Source organism: Chromobacterium sp. CCUG 30098, from assembly GCF_059916605.1.
Window position 1 is genome coordinate 992,363 of the sequence record NZ_JAUCGS010000001.1, and the last position, 18,548, is coordinate 1,010,910.

Genomic DNA, 18,548 nt, shown 5'->3' on the forward strand with positions numbered 1-18,548 from the left:
CAGACATTGAACAGGCTCTTAAAACGTCAGCGCCACGCCGACATTGCCGGCGGTCTGATTGCTGCCGCTGCGGCCGCTGGCGGCGCTGAGCTGGCCGAACATCGACACGCTCTTGCTCAATTGAGCGCTGAGACCGGCGGTCCATTCCAGCCAGTCCGCCTTGGGTTTGCCCAGCTTGACGCTGTAATCGCCCAGGGTGGTGGCCAGGCCGGCGGTGACCACGCGGTCGTCGCGCTTGAACTCGTGCGCGTAGCTGAGTTTTGCGTAGGGGCTGAAACGGCCGATGTCGGCTTCCAGCTGCCAGCCGACGCGCGCCACCAGGGACGTGCCGTTTTGCGCGTTGAAGGCCATGCTGCTGCTGTTGCCTCCTTGCTCGGTGAAGCCGTTCACCTTGACGTGGGCGTAGTCCAGGCCGGCGATGGGGCCGGTGCGGTAGGCGCCCAGCGGCATCAGATAGCCGCCGGCTACGCGCAGGCCGTATTGGCTCTGGCGCGCGCTGCCGTTCAGCGTGATCCGGGCCGCGCCCAGCGAGACCTGGCGACGGGTGTCGATATCGCCGGCGCCGATATGGGCGTCGCCGTCCAGCCAGAACCGCTCCTGCTTATAGCTGAACAGCGCGCTCATCAAGGTGCTGCGGTCGTCTACGCTGCCCGGCGTGGCGATGCCGTTGATGTCGGTCTTGCCGTTCTGGCGGGACATCGCCAGTCCCAGGCTCAGCGCCGGACTGGCCTGGAAGTCCAGACCCACGGTGTACAGCCGGCCTTGCGGCTTGGCGGATACGTCGTCGTAGCCGACCTTGTCGTCGTTGAAGGCGCCGCTGACGAAGGCGCTGACCGCGCCGACTTCGCGCTTCTGCGCGCGGATGGCCTGGTAGCGGCTGTCCAGCGTCCCGCCCAACTGGCGGGCGTTGTTCAGCGCGGATTCCGGCAGCGCGCCGGCGAAATAGGGCGCTTGCAGCAGGCCGTAAATGTACTCACCGATCATCGCGTGAGCGATTGGGGTTGGGTGTAGCGCGTCGCTGAACAGATAGTTTTGCGCGGGAAGGATGTTCGCGGGGCAGTTGATCGCAGATTGGGGGCAGGATGAACCCAGTACATTGGTGAAACCGTACTTTGCCGGATTTGCCAGCACCTCCTGAAACAGCAATGAGATGTTGGCGCGGACGATGCCGTGTTGCCGGCCGCTGCTTAGCAAGGCGTTATCCACCAACGCGTTGTAGCCGTTGCTCAGTTCTTGCAATCCGGCGGAGGCCGTATTGTAGCTTGAGGTGAGGGTGGTGGCTGAGTCAGGCAGGCCGATGGCGGCGTTGGCCGCGGCGAGAGCCTGTTGGATAACCGTGTTTTGATTGCCGGAGGTTGACGCGTTGCTGCTCAACACCTGCCAGGCAGCGCCGACGGCCTGGGTGACGTAGTTGCTCAGCGCGGTCCCGCTCAAGCCGTTCATCGTGCCGATCTTTGTCGCCACGCCCTGCACCGTTTGGTAAATCACGGCGGGAGTGGAGGCCAGATTGGGGACATTGGGCACGATGATGGTCTGGGCTCCCGCGCTTTGCAATTGACCTATCACGGAGCTGGTCGAATTCGCTGAACTCATCAGCAGTTTGGTGGCGCTCGCTTTAGTGGGGTCCGCAGTGACGGTGCCGGCGGCGGCGGCAATGTCGTTGCCCCCGATCCAGACTGAATAAATGGCGTTGGGGTTCGCTTTGCCGTCGCTGGCGGCCAAGTAGGCGCTGATTTGCTGCGGCAGCTCCTGAATGGCGGTGGTTTTGTCCGGGCCGAATTGTTCGACCGAGCCATTGGCGCCAGTGGTGCCGGGAAAGACGGTAATGTCGCTGTAGAGTTGAGCCACAGCGCCGCCTTGGGCGTAATTGTTGCCGCTCGGACTTGTGTTTGGATTGCTGGAGTTGTTGGCAATGGATTTCAAACCGTATCGTGCTGCCAGCGCGTCGGTCCAGTTGGCTCCGTTGCCGGTGGTCCAGCGAGCGTTGGACGGCAGACCGCCCAGGCCGCCGAAAGCTCCGACGTCCGAAAGACTGTCCCCGAAAAAATAGAAATTGCTATAGGCGTTGGCGGCGGCCGGCAGGGCCAGCAGAGTGGCCACGGCCAGCGTGTTCAGGCGCTTGCGCATTTGGAATGTCCCCTTCCGGATAAAACTTTGGTTTTATTTAATTTAGATTTAAGAGTCTAAGCTCTATTCGAACGATTATTTGAATGTATGCATCGCATTGTCAATAGCGGCCCCAGGCTGCAGCCCTGGGCCCGCTTGCGCTAGAATGCGGGAATGCGACGTTTACTACTGTGGATGATGTGCTGCGCCTGGAGCGTGGCGGCGTCGGCCGCCATGCAGGATCTGGGGCGGCTGGAGGCTTTGGCCGGCGACTTTCTCAAGCACGAGTTGTCGATGCGGCCGGCCACCTGGACGCTGGGGCAGCTGGACCGCAAGCTGGCGGTGCCGGCCTGCGCGCAGCCCAAGGCGGATTGGGCGACGCCGGGGGTGACCACCGGTTCCACCTTCGTCGCGGTGTCCTGCCCGGAACTGGGGTGGGCGCTGCGGATTCCGGTGCGGATCAATGAAAAGAAAATGGGCGTGGCTTTGAGCCGCGCGGTGGCGGCCGGCGAGGTGCTGAGCGCCGCCGACCTGCGCCTGGTCGAGGTGGCCAACCCCAGCCTGGCGCGCAATGTGCTGGACGATCTGCAGCAGGCGATAGGCAAGACCATGCGCTCCGGCGCGCCGGCCGGCGCCTGGCTGCGCAGCTTCATGGTGCGCGCGCCTTATCTGGTGAACAGCAACCAGCGGGTCAAAGTGGTGGCCTCGGGCGAGGGCTTCGCCGCGGCGGCCGACGGTTTGGCGATAGGCAATGCCGCCGAGGGCGAGCAAGTGTCGGTGCGCATGGCTTCCGGGCGGGTGATACGCGGGCAAGTTCAAGCGGACGGCAGCGTGATGGTGATATATTAGAGACGGTTCGCCGGCAGGTCTCGGCGCGCAGCGGCGGATAATTGGGCGAAAGTCTTCAAGATATTGTTTTTCCGTCCGATAATAGAGGTAATCCAGGTTCCCTTTGGGAAGGCCATGCCATGAAAGTAGATAACTCGGGCAAGCTGTCAGCAAGCTACAGCACCCAGAACAAGGCGGCGCCGCGCGACGCGGCCGCCAACGCCAACCCTGCCGCCAGTGGATCCGACAGCGTGACGATCAACCCTTTGGCCAGCCGTCTGAGCGCGGTGGAAAGCAAGGTCAGCGGCGATTCCGGCTTCGACGCAGGCAAAGTGGCCGCGATCAAGTCGGCGATAGCCGCGGGCACCTTCAACGTCAATCCGGAGAAGATCGCCGACGGCTTGATCGCCTCCACCAAGGAATTGTTGGCGCGCTGAGCGCGCGCAGGTGAGAGTCAGGCATGAACGTTGTTGAAGAATTCTGCCAGCTGTGCCGGGCCGAGAGCGCTCTCGTCGCCCGGCTGATCGCGTTGCTGGAGCAGGAACAGAAGGTGCTGGTGCAGGGCTTTGACGTTCAGCTGGACGCCCTGGCCGAGAGCAAGAGCGGCGTGTTGGACCTATTGGCCGTCAGCGCCGCCCAGCGCGGCGAATTGATGCGGCGGATCGGCGTGCAGGACAGCGAGACGGTTTACATCTGGCTGGCGGACAAGCCGGAGGCCAGCCTGGCCTGGACCGGGCTGGAAGAGGCGATCCAGCGGGCGCAGAGCATCAATCAGCTCAACGGCAGCTTCATCGATCAGCGCTTGTCGCTGGTGGAGGGCGCGCTGAACACCTTGAAGGACGCCGCCGCGTCCACCGTGGGCTACGACAAGGCCGGCCAATTGCCGGAACTGGCCGCCGGGCGACGCTTTCTCGGCTCCGCCTGAGCGTTTGAAGCCGTTCCCGAGGGGGCATGCAAGAGCGCCGTTGCGGCGCTCTTGGCGTTTCCGTCCGACGGTTTTAGAGTCTATTCTCAAGGAGCAGTGGGAATGCCCTGGCCTTTATGGTATCTTCCTCTCCGGGCCTGAGAAAACCACTATCCGGAACCAATGACCCTGATTTCCTTGATTATCGCTCTGGCACTGGAGCAGTTGCGGCCCTTGGGCAATCGCAATCGCGTCTGGCTGCTGTTCACCCGCTACGCCAATCATTTGGAACGCAATCTGAATGCCGGCTCCAACCGTCATGGCGTGTTGGCGTGGTCCTTGGCGATCGTGCCTGCGGTCTTGCTCAGCTTGCTGATCTATTACGCGCTGCACGCCTTGAGTCCGATTCTGGCGATGTTGTGGAATGTCCTGGTCTTGTATCTGACCATGGGTTTCCGCCATTTCTCCAGCGCGTTCTCCGAAATCTCCCAGGCCTTGGCCGAAGGGCGGGATCTGGACGCGCGCGCCTCCTTGGCGAACTGGACCGGACAGGGCACCGCGGAGTTGTCGGTTGAGGAGATTTCCCGGCTGGCGATCGAGCAGGGGGTGGTGGACAGTTACCGCCACGTGTTCGGCACCATGTTCTGGTTCGTGCTGTTGCCGGGTCCGGCCGGCGCGCTGTTGTACCGCCTCTGTTCTATGCTGAATCAGAAATGGGGCAACCGCGACGCGAACGAGGACCCGTTCGGCCGTTTCTCGGCCAGCGCCGCCGCTTGGCTGGACTGGATTCCGGTGCGTTTGACCGCCGCCAGCTTCGCCATCATGGGCGATTTCGAGGATGCGGTGTATTGCTGGCGCTCCCAGGCCAAAACATGGGGGAACTACGCTAATGGCATTTTGTTGGCTTCGGCCGCGGGTGCGATCGGCGTGAAATTGGGCGATCCGCTCAGACAGGATTACTCCATACGCTTCCGGCCCGAACTGGGCTTGGGCGACGAAGCGGACCCCAACTACCTGAAAAGCGCGGTTGGTCTGGTCTGGCGTTCCGCCTTGCTATGGTTGGCCGTAATCCTGCTGCTCAGCGTCGCAAGCCACATGGGCTGACGACCCAACGCCGCCGTCCGGGCGGCGTTGCCTTGTCCGTTCGTGTCATTTGAATACGGGGGCGTGTTGGCGCATGCGCGCAACAGGCCCCGCGAGTTTTGCAGGAGTGTTGTCCATGCTGTTTTCCGAACTCGGGTTGTCTCCCGAGATTCTGCGCGCCATCGAAGAACAGGGCTATTCCCAGCCCACCCCGATTCAGGAAAAGGCGATTCCTCTGGTCTTGTCCAGCCGCGATTTGCTGGCCGCCGCTCAAACCGGCACCGGCAAGACCGCGGCCTTCATGCTGCCCATTCTGGAGCGCCTGAAGAAATACGCCAACACCAGCGTATCGCCGGCGATGCATCCGCTGCGCGCCTTGGTGTTGTCGCCAACCCGCGAGTTGGCGGATCAGATCGGCGTCAACGTCAAGAGCTACACCAAATACCTGCCGCTGCGCGCCACCACGGTGTTCGGCGGGGTCAATATGGACCCGCAAACTCAGGAACTGCGCCGCGGCGTTGAGATCCTGATCGCCACGCCGGGCCGCCTGCTCGACCACATCCAGCAAAAAACCGTTCAATTGAACAAGGTGGAAGTGCTGGTGTTGGACGAAGGCGACCGCATGCTGGACATGGGCTTCATCCAGGACATCCGCAAGATCATGGGCATGCTGCCCAAAGAGCGTCAGACCCTGCTGTTCTCCGCCACTTTCGCGCCGGAGATCAAGCGGCTGGCCGCCGACTTCATGAAGTCGCCGCAAACGGTGGAGGTGGCGCGTCAGAACGCCACCAACGATCAGGTCGAGCAGATCGTTTACTCGGTGGACGCCTTCAAGAAGCGTCATCTGCTGACGCATCTGATCAAGTCCCGCGACATGAGCCAGGTCATCGTGTTCTGTAAGACCAAGCTCAGCGCCGACCGTCTGGCGCGCGAGTTGCAGCGCGACGGTCTGCAAGCCGAAGCCATTCACGGCGACAAGGCGCAGGGCGCGCGTCTGGAAACGCTAGCCTCGTTCAAGGAAGGCAAGCTGCGCGTGTTGGTGGCCACCGATGTCGCCGCCCGCGGCCTGGACGTGACGGAGCTGCCCTATGTGGTCAACTTCGAGCTGCCGAACGCCCCGGAAGACTATGTGCACCGGATTGGCCGCACCGGCCGCGCCGGCGCCAAGGGCGTGGCGATCTCTTTGATGTCTCCGGAAGAAACCCGCCAGCACGACTCCATCGAGAAGCTGACCAAGCAGACGCTGACGCCGCAGATCGTGGACGGCTTCCGTCCCTCCTGGCTGGCGCGCCCCAACGAGCGCGAACGCGAACGGGAGCGCCCGTCTGCGCCGCCCAAGCCGGAGGCTTCGGTTCTGGCCGGCTCCTCCGAGGGCGTGAAGAAGCCCTTGAACGGCCGCCGCAGCCGCAAGGCGAAGCGGGAAGTGCCGGCGCTGTTGCTGCCGCCGCGCTACAAGGTGGAAATCATTCGCTGATTTGGCGAACGAGCAAGGAACGGTCCCGAACGGGGCCGTTTTTTTATGGGCGTCGACGGCACTTCCCGCCGGCCGCGGAGTCGGATGTCTGGGCGGTTTGCCCAAGGGCGAGGAGAGCGCGATGCGGGTGAAATGGCGGCATATCGGTGTGGGCGGCGCGATGTTGGGCGTTGGCGCGGCGGCGGGAGCGACGACGACGGCTTGGCCGGCGTCGAGAAAAACCGAAGCCAAACCCGCGCCGGTGTCGGTGATGCTGGCGGAGGTGCAGCGGCTGGAGCGTCTGCGCGCGCTGGTGAAACAGCATGCGATCCAATGCCATTGCTCGCTGTGCCTGGGGCTGGGCGTGGCCGAAGCGAATGGCGGAAGAGAACAGGAGTCGAACCTGCCCGGGACCGCTGGCGGCCCCATCTGATTTTGAAGACCAGCCGCCCCACCGGGGACGCGTCTCTTCCTGCGAGCGAGCGGGCTCTTGGCCCGATGGCGTCCGGGGACGCCAGCGCGCATTATATCGCGGAATCGCGGAACCCGTTCACGATCTGTCGCGCGGCAAGGAGACGGGGAAAGGGCCTTGAGCACCGCTTTGAAACGCGGATGCGCGGCTAGTGCGATCCGCTTCCTCCGCCGCTGCCGGCCTGCCTTGTCTTGCTGGCGAGAGGGTGAACCGGCGATAAGTTAATTTTATGCCTTATAAATAAAATGAATGTCTTGGCCTCGCCTCATGCCGTTAGAATGGAGGGCCCCGCCGAACGCGCCGCAAGAGCGCCGGGGCATTCCGTCTACCGAGAATAAAGGAAATCAGCATGAAGCACGTTCTTTCCCTGTTTATCCAGCTTTGCCATGTCGCAGGCCGTCCGGGCTTGCGTCGCGGCAAGTAAAGCATGGCCGGCGACGCCGGCGGAGCCAAGAAAAAGCGGCCCAAGGGGCCGCTTTTTCATTGCGCGCGGCGCGCCGCCCTGGCGGCGGGTCGCGGCTACTGTCCCATGGGACTGGTCTGGATGCGGGCGGATAGCGTTTTGTTGGACGGCTTGATATATTGGCCGTAAATATTTTAATGGCATTTTTGTTCTAATTAGATTCAATTATTTTGCTTGTGAAATCAAAGTTCAAATGTCATGAGTCCGGCGCGTGAAGCCGCCGGGCCAAGGGCGCGGGATGAGCAGGGTTGGGAGCTTGGCATGGGGAAGAGCGGGAAGGCGGTCTTGAGCGGAGTGGCGCTGGCGTGTTGCGTGGCCGCGCTTCATGCCGCGCCGGGGCCTGTGGTGTTGACGGTGTCGGGCAAGATCAGCCAGTTCACCAATAAAGAAAAGAATGTGTACGAGTTCCGCGAGCAGGACTTGCAGAGCTTGCGTCAGCATTCGGTGGTGACCCGGACCACCTGGACGCCGCAATCGGTGTTCAGCGGGCCGCTGATGCGGGACATTCTGGCCAAGGTGGGCGCCAGCGGCCAGAAGGTCAAGCTGCGGGCCCTGAACGATTACGTGTACTGGATAGACCGCCGCGAGTTCTACGACTTCGACGTGGTGTTGGCGCGCTCGGTCAACAACAAGCCTTTGGACATCACCAACCGCGGTCCCTTATGGCTGATGTATCCGCTGGATCAAATGCCGGAGGACAAGAAAGGGCCGGTGATGGACGCCAAGCTGGTGTGGCAGATCAACCGCCTGGTGGTGTTCTGATGCCGGCCGGCCAGGAGGGCTCGGGACGAGCGATGAACAAGTCGATGCTGTCCGGCTGGAAGGGCATCCCGGCGCTGGCCTTGCTCGGCTTTTTGCTGCTGGGCATCGGCGTTTACATGGCGATCGAGCGTTATGTGCCGGCGCGCAGCTTTGAGGGGCGCAGCGAGGATTTGTACTGGTCGGTGGCGCAGATGCAGCTTGAGCTGGAGAAAGCGCGCGCTGACTTATTGCGTTTGAAGGCGGGGGAAGTCCCCGAGTCTCAGGTGCAATTCCGGCTGGCGGTGGCCAACAGCCGTTTCCTGGATTTCGTCACGCCGTCCAAGATGCAGGAGATGCTGAGCCGCGTCGATGGCTTCAAAGGCACAGCCAGCCTGCTGCAGGATTTCTTCGAGGACGAAAACATCCTGCATCCCAGCGTCCGGAGCGCGCAGCAGAACATAGACCGCATCGACAGCATCCGGCCGTCGCTGGCGGAGTTCGCGGTCCAGGCGCGCGTGGCCGAGGTGTCTTCGCGCGACGCGCGCAACAAGGACTTGCGGCACAACCAGCAATTGGTCGCCTCGCTGTGGTTTGCGCTGGGCGGCATCTGCATGGTGATTTTCGTGCTGCTGTACCGCTATCAGGGCGCGCGTCGCGACGCCGCCGCGCGCCAGCAGCTGCTGGAGCAGGAGCGGGCGGCGCACAAGGCCACGGTGAACGCGGAGCTGGACCGCACCACCTTCCTCGCCACGCTAAGCCACGAGATCCGCTCGCCGCTGCAGACCATGCAGGTGTGCGTGGAGTTGATCGAGCCGGACATCGATCCGGCCGGCAAGGCCGCCAAGGCGGTGGGACGCTTGAAAACCTGCATGGCGCATCTGATGACCCAGGTGCGCGACATCATGGACATCTCCGCGATCAAGAATATGCAGTTCCGGCTGCATATCGGCGATGTGGACGTGGCGGCGACCTTGAACGAGGTGATCGACGTGCATCGCGCGCAGTTGGACGGCAAGGGCCTGGGCCTGCATGTGCGGCTGGGCGAATTGCCTGAGACGGTGAAACTGGACGGCGACCGCTTGCGGCAGATCGTCGGCAATCTGCTGACCAACGCCATCCGCTACACCGATCACGGCACGGTCACGGTGGAGGCCGGCGTGGACAGCGCCGACGGTCGCAATATCCTGGATATCCGCGTGATAGACACCGGCATCGGCGTGCCGGAGGAGTTTCAATCGCGCATCTTCCAGCCGTTTTTCCAGGGGCACGCGCGCCGGGTGGGCAGCAGCGGGCTGGGCCTGGCGGTGGTCAAGGAACTGGTGTCCTTGCTGGGCGGGGAGCTGGAGCTGAAGAGCGTGGTGGGCGTGGGCTCCGAGTTCATCGTCCGCTTGCCCATCGTGGTGCCGGATCAGCCGCCGGGGCCGGAACGTTCGGTGCTAGTGGTGGACGACGACAAGAATATCCGAGAGCCGTTTTCCGATTGCCTGCAAATGAACGGCTACGCGGTGTCCACCGCCAGCTCGGTGGCGGAAGCCTGTCAGAAGCTGCAACAAGCCAGCTTCAACGTGGTCTTGCTGGACATGCAGCTGGGCAATGAGAGCGGTTATTCGGTGGCGGAGGCGCTGAAGCGCAGCGTGCGCCACCGCGACGTGAAAATCATCGCGATGACCGCTTACCCCGAGGAATACGCCGATCCGCGCGCCGCCTGGTTCGCCGCGCGGCTGGAGAAGCCTTTCGATATCAGCCGGTTGCGCGCGGTGTTGGGCCGGGCGCTGGAATCGCCGTCCGGCCCTGGACACGCAGGTTAGTCGAACAGCCGCGCTTCGCGCAGCAAATGCCTGTCCCCCAGGCGGCGGGTGAAGCCGCAGCGGTCGAAATACTCCAGGATTTGAATCGCCAGCTTGCGGCCGCAGCCCAGTTGGTCGCGGAAGTTGGCGGCGTCGGCGTAGCCGGCGTCCTGATTCAGGCTGTGCACGATGGCCGCCATGCCGCGGATCGCCGCGCTGGAGAAATAGCGGTCCCGCACCACGGCGTGGACATGGCCCAGCCTCGCGGCTTTGCGCAGCACGGCGCGCGCCGTGTCCTCCTCCACGCCGGCCGCCGCGGCCAAATCCCGCACCCAATGCGGCTGTCCCTGATCGGTGAAAGCCGGTTCCAAACGCCGCCACAGCGCGGTCTCTTCCGCGTCGAAAGCCAGCACGTGGCCGGGCAGATGCAGCCAGCCGCGGGTATTGGCCAGCCTTCCCTCCGCCAGCAATTGATCGATCATCAAATTGACCGCGGCCTCGCTTTCCTGCGGCAGCGCCAGCCGGCGCGCGCGGCCGCGGCTGGCGCCCAGCTGGTCCGGCTGCTGGAGATGCAGCGCCGCCAGCCGTTCCAGCAGCTGTCCTTGCAACTCCGCCCAGTGTTCCGGCGCGTAAGCGTGCTGGCCGGCGGTGAGCAGCGGGGCGGCGCGCAGCAGCTCCGCCAGCCCGGCTTCGCTCAATTGCCGGTCCCAGGCGAGATCGGGCAGGGAAAGCGCCTGTCGGCTCAGGCGCAGCCGCAGGTTCTGGACGTTGTCGCTTCCGGCCGCGGCCAGAGCGCGCAGATGGGCCAGCCGTTCGTCTTGGCGCTTGCCGCGCGTAGGCGGCTGCCGTTCCAGCACCGTGGCGCAGGCCAGGGTGTGCTGCGCGCCGGCGTCGCGCAGGATCAGCTTGTCGCCGTCGGCCAGGTGCAGCGGCCGGTCCAGGCTCAGTTCAGCCAGTCCCTCGTCGCCGGGATGGAGTTGCGGACGTTCCAGCAGGGCCACCCGACCGGTGGAGTGGCTGGCGGCGTGATGGAGATGGACGGCCTGCCAGTGGCGCAAAGTGGCGTGAGCGGCCGGGGCCAGGCGCAAGCGCACGCTGACGCGGACGGCCGGCGCCGGCGCCGCTTGCTCCAGCAGCCAGTCGCCGCGTTGAATCTGTCGTTTGTCGATGTCGCCGACCAGGTTGAGCGCAATGCGCTGGCCGGCCTGGCCTTGCCGCGCCGGCTGGTTTTGCACGTGCAGGCCGCGCACGCGGACGGCGACGTCCTTGCCGCTCAGCCATAGGGCGTCGCCCACGTTCACGCGGCCGCCCCAGGCGGTGCCGGTCACCACCAGGCCGGCGCCGCCTATGGTGAAGGCGCGGTCTATCGCCAGGCGGAAGCGGCGTTCGGTTCCGGCGGCTTGGTCGCGCAGTTGCAGCAGATGCCGCCGCAAGACGTCGACGCCGGCGCCGCTGCGCGCGGAAACCGGCAGCAGCGCAGCCGCGCGCAGGCCGTGTTCGGCCAGCGCCCGCCGCGCCTCGTCCATGACGCCTTCCAGCGCTTCCGGGCCGGCCAGGTCGCTTTTGCTGATGGCCACGGTCAGGCTGTCCAGTTGCAGCAATTGCAGGATGGCCAGGTGTTCTCGGGTTTGCGGCATCACGCCGTCGTCGGCGGCGATCACCAGCAGCGCGTGGCGCACGCCGCCGACGCCGGCCAGCATATTGCTCAGGAAACGCTCATGGCCGGGCACGTCGATGAAGCCGATCGCGCCGCCCTCGGGCGTCGGCAGATAGGCATAGCCCAGGTCTATGGTCATGCCGCGCTTTTTTTCTTCCGGCAGGCGGTCGGCGTCGGTGCCGGTCAGGGCGTGAAGCAGGGCGGTCTTGCCGTGGTCTACGTGTCCGGCGGTGGCGATAATCATGGCGGGCGAAGCGGCAGGGGTAAAAGGCCAAGTATCGCCAGAAACGGCGGACTTGGCCATGGGCTGGGCTCAGCGGGCGGGCGAGGGGTCCGGCAGATAATGGCCGGCGGGGTCGATGTGGGCGAGCACGTCCAGCACCGGGTGCCGTTCAAGCACGCGGTGGCGCGCGGCTTCCGAGATGGCGTGGGCCTGTTCCACGCTGATGGCGCCGTCCACTTCCAGGTGCACGTCCACCTGGATCAGGTCGCCCATCTTGCGGGTGCGCAGATCGTGCACGCCGTGAATGCCCGGGGTGCTCAGCAGGGTCTGGCGGATGGCGGCGACGGCGTCGTCGTCGGCGGCGCGGTCCATCAGGTCGTGCATCGCGTCCCAGCCGAAGCGCCAGCCCATGCGGGCGACCAGCAGGCCCACCAGCAGGGCGGCCACCGGGTCCAGCAGCGGATAGCCCATCAGGCTGCCGATGATGCCCAGCGCCACCACCAGCGAGGAGGCCGCGTCGGAGCGCGCGTGCCAGGCATTGGCCACCAGCATGCTGGAGCGCACGCGCTTAGCCACCGCCAGCATGTAGCGGAACAGCGCTTCCTTGACCGCCAAGGCCAGCAGCGCCACCCACAGGGCGACGGCGTGGACGGTGGGAATGGAGGCGGGGTCGTGGAATTTCGCGGCGGCGCTGTACAGCATGCCCAGGCCGACGCCCAGCAAGAGCAGGCCCAGGATCAGCGAGGCGGCGTTCTCGTAGCGGTGATGGCCGTAGTGGTGATCGTTGTCCGGCGCCTTGTGGCTGTGTTTGCCGGCCAGCAAGACTACGAAGTCGGCGATCAGGTCGGACAGCGAGTGCAGGCCGTCGGCGATCAAGGCGGAGGAGTGCGCCAGCGCGCCCACCACGATCTGGGTGGTGGAGAGGATCAGGTTGACCGCGACGCTGACCAGCGTGCTGACGCGGCCGGCGCGGCGTTTCTCTACGCTGTCGCCGTCGACGGCGTGATGAGTGTGGGCCATGGCAGTGCAGTCCGGCAGTGGGTAGGATGCCCTGATTATCGCACAAAGGCTATTAATTTTAAAAAATTGATTGTTTTTATTAATGAGAATGAGAACAAGAATGAACCTCAGCCGCGGCGGGGACGCCTTGTGACACAATTGGGGTTTTCCGGGAACGGGGAGGGGAATGGCTTTATTGCTGAAAAGCGCCTTGGGCGCGCTGGCGGTGCTGTTGATCAGCGTGTTGGCCAGGTCCAGGAATTACTATATCGCCGGCCTGGTGCCGCTGTTCCCCACTTTCGCGTTGATCGCGCACTATATTGTCGGCAGCGAGCGCGGCGCGGCCGAGCTGAAAACCACCTTGCTGTTCGGCATGGCTTCGCTGCTGCCTTATTTCATCTATTTGCTGGCCCTGTATTGGCTGATAGACCGCTGGCGGCTGGGCGCGGCCTTGCTGGGCGCGGCGGCGTGCTGGGCCGCGGCCGCCGGCGTCTTGATCTGGCTATGGACGCGCCAATGAGGCCAGATTGGCGATGAAGCCGGCTTCGTCCTCCAGACAGCGCAGGTCCAGCCACAGCCTGCCGTCGGCCAGCCGGCCGATCACCGGCTGCGGCAGCGCGCGCAGCGCTTCGGCCAGCCGTTCCAGCGTGCCGCCACGGCCGTCGACCGGCGAAACCGCCAGCGCCCAGCTGGGCAGCCTATCCACCGGCAGCGAGCCGCTGCCGATCTGGGACAGGCAGGCGGCGCCTTCCACCAGGTAGTCCGTTCCCAACACCGCGCTCAGCGGAGCGAGCAAGCGCTCGGCGCTGGCGCGCATCGCCGCTTGCGGGCGGCTCAGCCGGCGCAGCGTCGGCAGCGTGTCGGCCAGCCGGTCCGGTTCCAGATAAAGCCGCAGCGTGGCTTCCAGCGCCGCCAGCGTCATCTTGTCGCAGCGCAGCGCGCGTTTGAGCGGGTGCTGCTGAATCTTGTCTATCCATTCGCGCTTGCCGATGATCAGGCCGGCCTGCGGGCCGCCCAGCAGCTTGTCGCCGGAGAAGCTGACCAGGTCAACGCCGGCGGCGATCATCTGTTGCGGCATAGGCTCGTGCGGCAGGCCGTAGGCGGCCAGGTCGATCAGCGCGCCGGAGCCCAGGTCGGTGGCCACCGGCAGGCCGCGTTCGCGCGCCAGTTCGGCCAGTTCCGCCTCCGCCACGCTGCTGGCGAAGCCCTGAATCGCGTAATTGCTGGTGTGGACCTTGAGCAGGAGACCGGTTTCCGCGGTGACGGCGTTGCGATAGTCCTTCAGATGGGTGCGGTTGGTGGCGCCCACTTCCACCAGCCGGCAGCCGGCCTGGCGCATCACGTCTGGCATGCGGAAGGCGCCGCCGATCTCCACCATCTCGCCGCGGGACAGGATCACCTCGCGGCCGGCGGCGACGGTGGACAGCATGATGAGCACTGCGGCCGCGTTGTTGTTGACCACGCAGGCGGCTTCGGCGCCGGTGAGTTCGCGCAGCAGCTCGCTGACCGCCTGGTCGCGGTGGCCGCGGCCGGCGCCTTGCAGATCGAATTCCAGCGTGGCGGCTTCGCGCATCGCCGCGGCGACGGCTTCCACCGCGGCTTCGGCCATCGGCGCGCGGCCCAGATTGGTGTGCAATACGGTGCCGGACAGATTGAACACCGGCCGCATCCGCATGCGTTGCCGTTCGGCGACCCGGTCGCCGACGGCGGCGGCCAGGCTGTCGTCGCTGTCGGCCCAGGCGGGCAGCGCCTGTTGTTCGCGTATGGTCCGGCGCGCCTGCTCCAGCGTCTGGCGCACGGCCTCGGCCAGCGCGGCGTTGCCGTGGCGGCCCAGCAGGCGGGCCAGGCGCTCGTGGCCCAGCAGGCGGTCAACGGAGGGCAGGCGGGTGTACAGGTTCTTCAGGTCCATGGAGGCTTCCGGCGCAAGGTCAGATTCCTTCATTTTACCCGCTTACGCTCGAGCGCTGCCGGCTGCGTATAATGCCTGGATGCAGACACATCAAACGCCTCCCTTCGCCGGCCTGACGCCGGACGCCATTCTCGACGCCGTGGACAGCCTTGGCCTTTACAGCTCCGGCAGCCTGCTGGCGCTGAACAGCTATGAGAACCGGGTTTACCAGATAGGCATCGACGACGCCGCGCCGCTGGTGGCCAAGTTTTACCGGCCGGAGCGCTGGAGCGATGAGCAGATTCTGGAGGAACACGCGTTTTCGCTGCAATTGGCGGAGCGCGAGATTCCGGTGGTGCCGCCGCTGGCCTTCAAGGGCGCCACCTTGCATCATCACGGCGGTTTCCGTTTTGCTTTGTTTCCGCGTCGCGGCGGCCGGGTGCCGGAGTTGGGCGACGCGCGCACGCTGGAATGGATAGGCCGCTTTCTGGGCCGGATCCACGCCTTGGGCCGGGTGGAGGATTACGCGCGGCGGCCGGCTTTGGACGCGGACAGCTTCGGCCGCGAGCCGGCGGACTATCTATTGCGGCACGCGGACTTGCCGCCGGAACTGCGCGAAGTCTTCCGCGGCGTGCTGGAGCAGGCGCTGGCCGGCGTCGACCGCGCTTACCAGCGCGCCGGCGCGGTGAGCGCGCTGCGGCTGCACGGCGATTGCCATGTCGGGAATATGCTGTGGACCGACGACGGCCCGCATTTCGTCGACTTCGACGACAGCCGCATGGGGCCGGCGGTGCAGGATTTGTGGATGCTGTTGTCCGGCAGCCGCGAGGAGCAGTCGGCGCAACTGGCCGAGGTGCTGGCCGGCTACGAGGATTTCTGCGAGTTCGATCTGCGCGAGCTGCATCTGCTGGAGGCGCTGCGCACCCTGCGCTTGATCCATTACAGCGCCTGGCTGGCGCGGCGCTGGCACGATCCGGCCTTCCCGGCCGCCTTCCCCTGGTTCAACAGCCAGCGTTACTGGGAGGAGCAGATACTGACGCTGCGCGAACAGATTGCGCTGCTGGACGAGCCGCCGCTGTGGTCTGCCTGAGCGTGCGGTTCAGCCGGTGCTGGCTTCCTTGCTTTGCTGCATTCTTTCCTTGACCCAGCTTTCGAAGTGGGGCGCGTCCATCGGCTTGGCGATGAAATAGCCCTGGCCCATCAAGCAGCCGCGGTTGCCCATGAAGTCCAGATCGGTGGTGGTTTCTATGCCTTCGGCCACCGTGGTCAGCTGCATGCGCTGGGCCAGTTCGATCACGCTGTTGAGCACCGCCTCCAGATGAGGCTTGGTGGACACCGAGGTGACCAGCGACTGGTCGATTTTCAGTTCGGTGAACGGGAAACGGGTCAGTTGCTGCAAGGTGGCGAAGCCGGTGCCGAAGTCGTCGATGGACAGGCCCAGGCCGCCCAGGCGCAGCCGGGCGGCGATGCCGATGGCTTCGGCCAGATTGTCGGCGATGGCGGTTTCCGTCACTTCGAAAATGATGAAGCGCGGCGGCACATGGGTGCTGAGCAGCCGTTGTTCGATTTGCTGGGTCAGGTCGTCACCCTTGAGCGACAGCGCCGACAGATTGACCGACAGCGGCAGCCGCAGGCCGCGGCGCGCCCATTCCTGCCATTGCTTCAGGCCCTGGTCCAGCATGCTCAGCGTCAGTTCGGTGGCCCAGCCGCTGGCCTCCACCACCGGGATGAAACGGGCGGGGGAGACGATGCCGAGTTCCGGGTGCTGCCAGCGCGCCAGCATTTCCGCGCCCTTGAGCAGGCCGCCGTTGAGGGTGACCTTGGGCTGGTAGTAGGGAATGATCTCGCCCTTGTCCAGCGCTTCGCGCACTTCCACCTCGCTGAACAGTTCGGCGTGATGGTCGTCGCCGCCCTTTGGCGTCCACACCCGTTTGAGCAGGTCCAGCAGCTCGGGCTGGCGCAGCGGCTTCTTTAGGCCGCCGAGCACCGGCAGGCCCAGTTCCCGCCCCATCAGCTCCACGGTGGAGATCAGCAGGTAATCCTTGCTGGAGGTGACCACCAGCGGCGCGCCCAGGCCTTCTTTGGCCATGTGCTGCATTACTTGCACGCCGTCCAGCTTGGGCATTTCCAAATCCAGCAGGATCAGGCTGGGAAGCTGCTCGCGCATCCGCTCCAGGCCTTCCTCGCCGTTGGCGGCCTGGCGGATCTGCTGCGCGCCTAGGCCTTGGCAGATCTCGCAGCCGTGCTGACGCTGCAAGGTGCTGTCGTCGATGATCAGGACGTCCTGGATATCCAGTTGCATGGTGTTTCCTCGTTCAACGGCAAATCGCCTTGGCGATGGTGTCCAGCGGCATCACTTCGTCGGCCGCGCCCAGGCGGATCGCCTCCTTGGGCATGCCGAAGACCACGCAGCTTTCCTCGTCCTGGGCGATGGTCTTGGCGCCGCAGTCGTGCATTTCCTTCAAGCCCTTGGCGCCGTCGTCGCCCATGCCGGTCATGATGATGCCCAGCGCGTTCTTGCCGGCGAACTTGGCGGCGGAGCGGAACAGCACGTCCACCGAGGGCTTGTGGCGGCTGACCAGCGGGCCGTCCACCACCTCCACTAGATAAAAAGCGCCGCTGCGCTTGATCATCATGTGCTTGCCGCCGGGGGCGATCAGCGCGCGGCCCGGCAGGATGCGGTCGCCGTTGCTCGCTTCCTTGACTTCGATCTGGGACAGGCTGTCCAGCCGCTCGGCGAAGGAGCGGGTGAATTTTTCCGGCATGTGCTGGACGATGGCGAGGCCGGGGCAGGTGCGCGGCAGCGCGGTGAGCACGGTTTCCAGCGCCTGGGTGCCGCCGGTGGAGGTGCCCACGGCGATGATGCGTTCGGTGGTGGCGAACATATTGCCGCCGGTGGGCGCGGACAGGATGGCGTCGGCGGACAGCTTGGGCCGGGTCTCCAGCGGGTTGGACGCCGGCGCGGCGCCGCCGGGCGCGGAGCCGCCGGCCGAGGGCATCACCCGCACCCGATTCATCCGGGCGGCGGCGGCGCTGCGCACCGCGTGCACCAGCTGATTGGCGCTTTCCTCCAGGAAGCCCTTGACCCCGGCCATGGGCTTGGCGATCACCTCCACCGCGCCGGCGGCCATCGCCTGCATGCTGATGTCGGTGCCTTTCTGCGTCAGCGAGGAGCAGATCACCACCGGCGTGGGCCGGCTGGCCATCAGCTGTTTGAGAAAGGTGATGCCGTCCATGCGCGGCATCTCGATGTCCAGCACGATGACGTCCGGCCATTGCTGCTTCATTTTTTCCATCGCGGCGATGGGGTCGGTGGCCACATCCATCACCGTCATGCCGGTTGCCTGGCTGAAAACCTGGCTCAGCACCTGGCGAACCACTGCAGAGTCGTCCACGATCAGCACTTTGATAGTCATGCCCGAGTCCTTGCCTTATGGTGTGCGGAAATCCTGCTCATGTCCGCGTCCTGCGTCTGTTTTACCCACACATCGCCCGTGGCCAGGTCGAACATCACCAACCGCGGGCTGTTGCCGCCCAAATCCTCCGCCTGCACCGATAGTCCGAGCTGCTTGACCAACTGGTAGGCCATGTCGATATTGCGCGAGGGCACGTCGTGCGGCTGATCGCGCTCGACCCCGGCCAGCACCGCGGCGCCGCCCACCAGCTTGGCGTGGAATTCCTGCAAGGGCAGGCCGGAGGCCAGCACCTCGTGCAGCATCAGCAGCATGGCTTCGTCGCCGTAGCGGCCGGACAGCGCCGTCGGTCTGCGGTCGGTGCGCCGCGCCAGCAGGTAGTGGCACATGCCGCCGATCTTGGCCTTGGGGTGCCACAGCGTGATCGAGACGCAGGAGCCGAGCAGCGTGCGGATCTTGTGGTGCTTGTCGCCGAAGTACCAATCGCCGGGATGCAGGAATATATCGACTTCTTGTTTTGTCATTGCCAGG

16 protein-coding genes and 1 tRNA gene are annotated in these 18,548 nt (G+C 65.0%); 9 read left to right on the forward strand and 8 right to left on the reverse strand.

Going from position 1 to position 18,548, the window contains the following annotated elements; all coding sequences use genetic code 11:
- Positions 1-18 precede the first annotated feature (18 nt).
- The gene (locus tag QUG03_RS04695) at positions 19-2,127 is read right to left on the reverse strand and encodes an autotransporter outer membrane beta-barrel domain-containing protein (protein WP_500819512.1); all 2,109 of its coding nucleotides are present in this window, start codon (positions 2,125-2,127) and stop codon (positions 19-21) included.
- A gap of 153 nt (positions 2,128-2,280) precedes the next feature.
- On the opposite strand from QUG03_RS04695, the gene flgA reads away from it, so the two are divergent.
- From flgA to QUG03_RS04720, 5 genes are all read left to right on the forward strand, one after another.
- The gene (flgA, locus tag QUG03_RS04700) at positions 2,281-2,955 is read left to right on the forward strand and encodes a flagellar basal body P-ring formation chaperone FlgA (RefSeq protein ID WP_227104876.1); all 675 of its coding nucleotides are present in this window, start codon (positions 2,281-2,283) and stop codon (positions 2,953-2,955) included.
- Positions 2,956-3,074: 119 nt separating this feature from the next.
- Positions 3,075-3,371, forward strand: a complete 297-nt coding sequence (gene flgM / locus QUG03_RS04705) for a flagellar biosynthesis anti-sigma factor FlgM (RefSeq protein ID WP_019100618.1) — start codon at positions 3,075-3,077, stop codon at positions 3,369-3,371.
- 23 nt (positions 3,372-3,394) lie between these two features.
- Positions 3,395-3,859 (forward strand): flagella synthesis protein FlgN, encoded by a 465-nt coding sequence (locus QUG03_RS04710; protein ID WP_107800508.1) that lies wholly within the window; start codon positions 3,395-3,397, stop codon positions 3,857-3,859.
- Positions 3,860-4,021: 162 nt separating this feature from the next.
- On the forward strand, positions 4,022-4,942 hold the full coding sequence (locus QUG03_RS04715; RefSeq protein WP_107800507.1) for a CobD/CbiB family protein: 921 nt from the start codon (positions 4,022-4,024) through the stop codon (positions 4,940-4,942).
- Between the two features lie 115 nt (positions 4,943-5,057).
- On the forward strand, positions 5,058-6,395 hold the full coding sequence (locus QUG03_RS04720; protein ID WP_227104872.1) for a DEAD/DEAH box helicase: 1,338 nt from the start codon (positions 5,058-5,060) through the stop codon (positions 6,393-6,395).
- 357 nt (positions 6,396-6,752) lie between these two features.
- On the opposite strand, the gene QUG03_RS04725 is transcribed toward QUG03_RS04720, so the two are convergent.
- Positions 6,753-6,847: transfer RNA gene (locus QUG03_RS04725), tRNA-Sec, on the reverse strand.
- Positions 6,848-7,570: 723 nt separating this feature from the next.
- Between QUG03_RS04725 and QUG03_RS04730 the strand changes: the two genes are divergently transcribed.
- Positions 7,571-8,071 (forward strand): putative pterin-binding protein, encoded by a 501-nt coding sequence (locus QUG03_RS04730; RefSeq protein ID WP_107800504.1) that lies wholly within the window; start codon positions 7,571-7,573, stop codon positions 8,069-8,071.
- A 32-nt stretch (positions 8,072-8,103) separates the two neighbouring features.
- A complete protein-coding gene (locus QUG03_RS04735) occupies positions 8,104-9,858 on the forward strand; it encodes an ATP-binding response regulator (protein ID WP_500819513.1) in 1,755 nt (584 codons plus the stop codon).
- Here QUG03_RS04735 and selB read toward each other — a convergent pair.
- Together selB and QUG03_RS04745 are read right to left on the reverse strand one after the other, a co-directional pair.
- Positions 9,855-11,738 (reverse strand): selenocysteine-specific translation elongation factor, encoded by a 1,884-nt coding sequence (selB, locus tag QUG03_RS04740; protein WP_500819515.1) that lies wholly within the window; start codon positions 11,736-11,738, stop codon positions 9,855-9,857. The two genes, QUG03_RS04735 and selB, sit on opposite strands and share 4 nt — an antisense overlap.
- A gap of 69 nt (positions 11,739-11,807) precedes the next feature.
- Complete coding sequence (locus QUG03_RS04745; RefSeq protein WP_500819517.1) at positions 11,808-12,737, reverse strand: cation diffusion facilitator family transporter; 930 nt, start codon at positions 12,735-12,737, stop codon at positions 11,808-11,810.
- 166 nt (positions 12,738-12,903) lie between these two features.
- Between QUG03_RS04745 and QUG03_RS04750 the strand changes: the two genes are divergently transcribed.
- Complete coding sequence (locus tag QUG03_RS04750; RefSeq protein ID WP_107800500.1) at positions 12,904-13,236, forward strand: GlpM family protein; 333 nt, start codon at positions 12,904-12,906, stop codon at positions 13,234-13,236.
- Here the strand turns inward: QUG03_RS04750 and selA are convergent.
- Positions 13,219-14,625 carry an L-seryl-tRNA(Sec) selenium transferase gene (gene selA, locus QUG03_RS04755; RefSeq protein ID WP_500819518.1) on the reverse strand — a complete coding sequence of 469 codons (1,407 nt, stop codon included), beginning with the start codon at positions 14,623-14,625 and terminating at the stop codon, positions 13,219-13,221. The genes QUG03_RS04750 and selA overlap by 18 nt on opposite strands.
- 79 nt (positions 14,626-14,704) lie before the next feature.
- Here selA and QUG03_RS04760 point away from each other — a divergent pair, with 79 nt between their 5' ends.
- A complete protein-coding gene (locus QUG03_RS04760; RefSeq protein ID WP_107800498.1) occupies positions 14,705-15,694 on the forward strand; it encodes a serine/threonine protein kinase in 990 nt (329 codons plus the stop codon).
- 9 nt (positions 15,695-15,703) lie between these two features.
- Here QUG03_RS04760 and QUG03_RS04765 read toward each other — a convergent pair whose 3' ends face one another.
- The 3 genes from QUG03_RS04765 to QUG03_RS04775 are packed head-to-tail and all read right to left on the reverse strand — an operon-like array spanning position 15,704 to position 18,541.
- Positions 15,704-16,906 (reverse strand): EAL domain-containing response regulator, encoded by a 1,203-nt coding sequence (locus QUG03_RS04765; RefSeq protein ID WP_235086801.1) that lies wholly within the window; start codon positions 16,904-16,906, stop codon positions 15,704-15,706.
- Positions 16,907-16,919: 13 nt separating this feature from the next.
- Positions 16,920-18,020 carry a protein-glutamate methylesterase/protein-glutamine glutaminase gene (locus QUG03_RS04770; protein ID WP_107800497.1) on the reverse strand — a complete coding sequence of 367 codons (1,101 nt, stop codon included), beginning with the start codon at positions 18,018-18,020 and terminating at the stop codon, positions 16,920-16,922.
- Positions 18,017-18,541, reverse strand: a complete 525-nt coding sequence (locus QUG03_RS04775; protein WP_107800496.1) for a chemotaxis protein CheD — start codon at positions 18,539-18,541, stop codon at positions 18,017-18,019. Before QUG03_RS04775 ends, QUG03_RS04770 begins: the two co-directional genes overlap by 4 nt.
- Between the last annotated feature and the right edge of the window lie 7 nt (positions 18,542-18,548).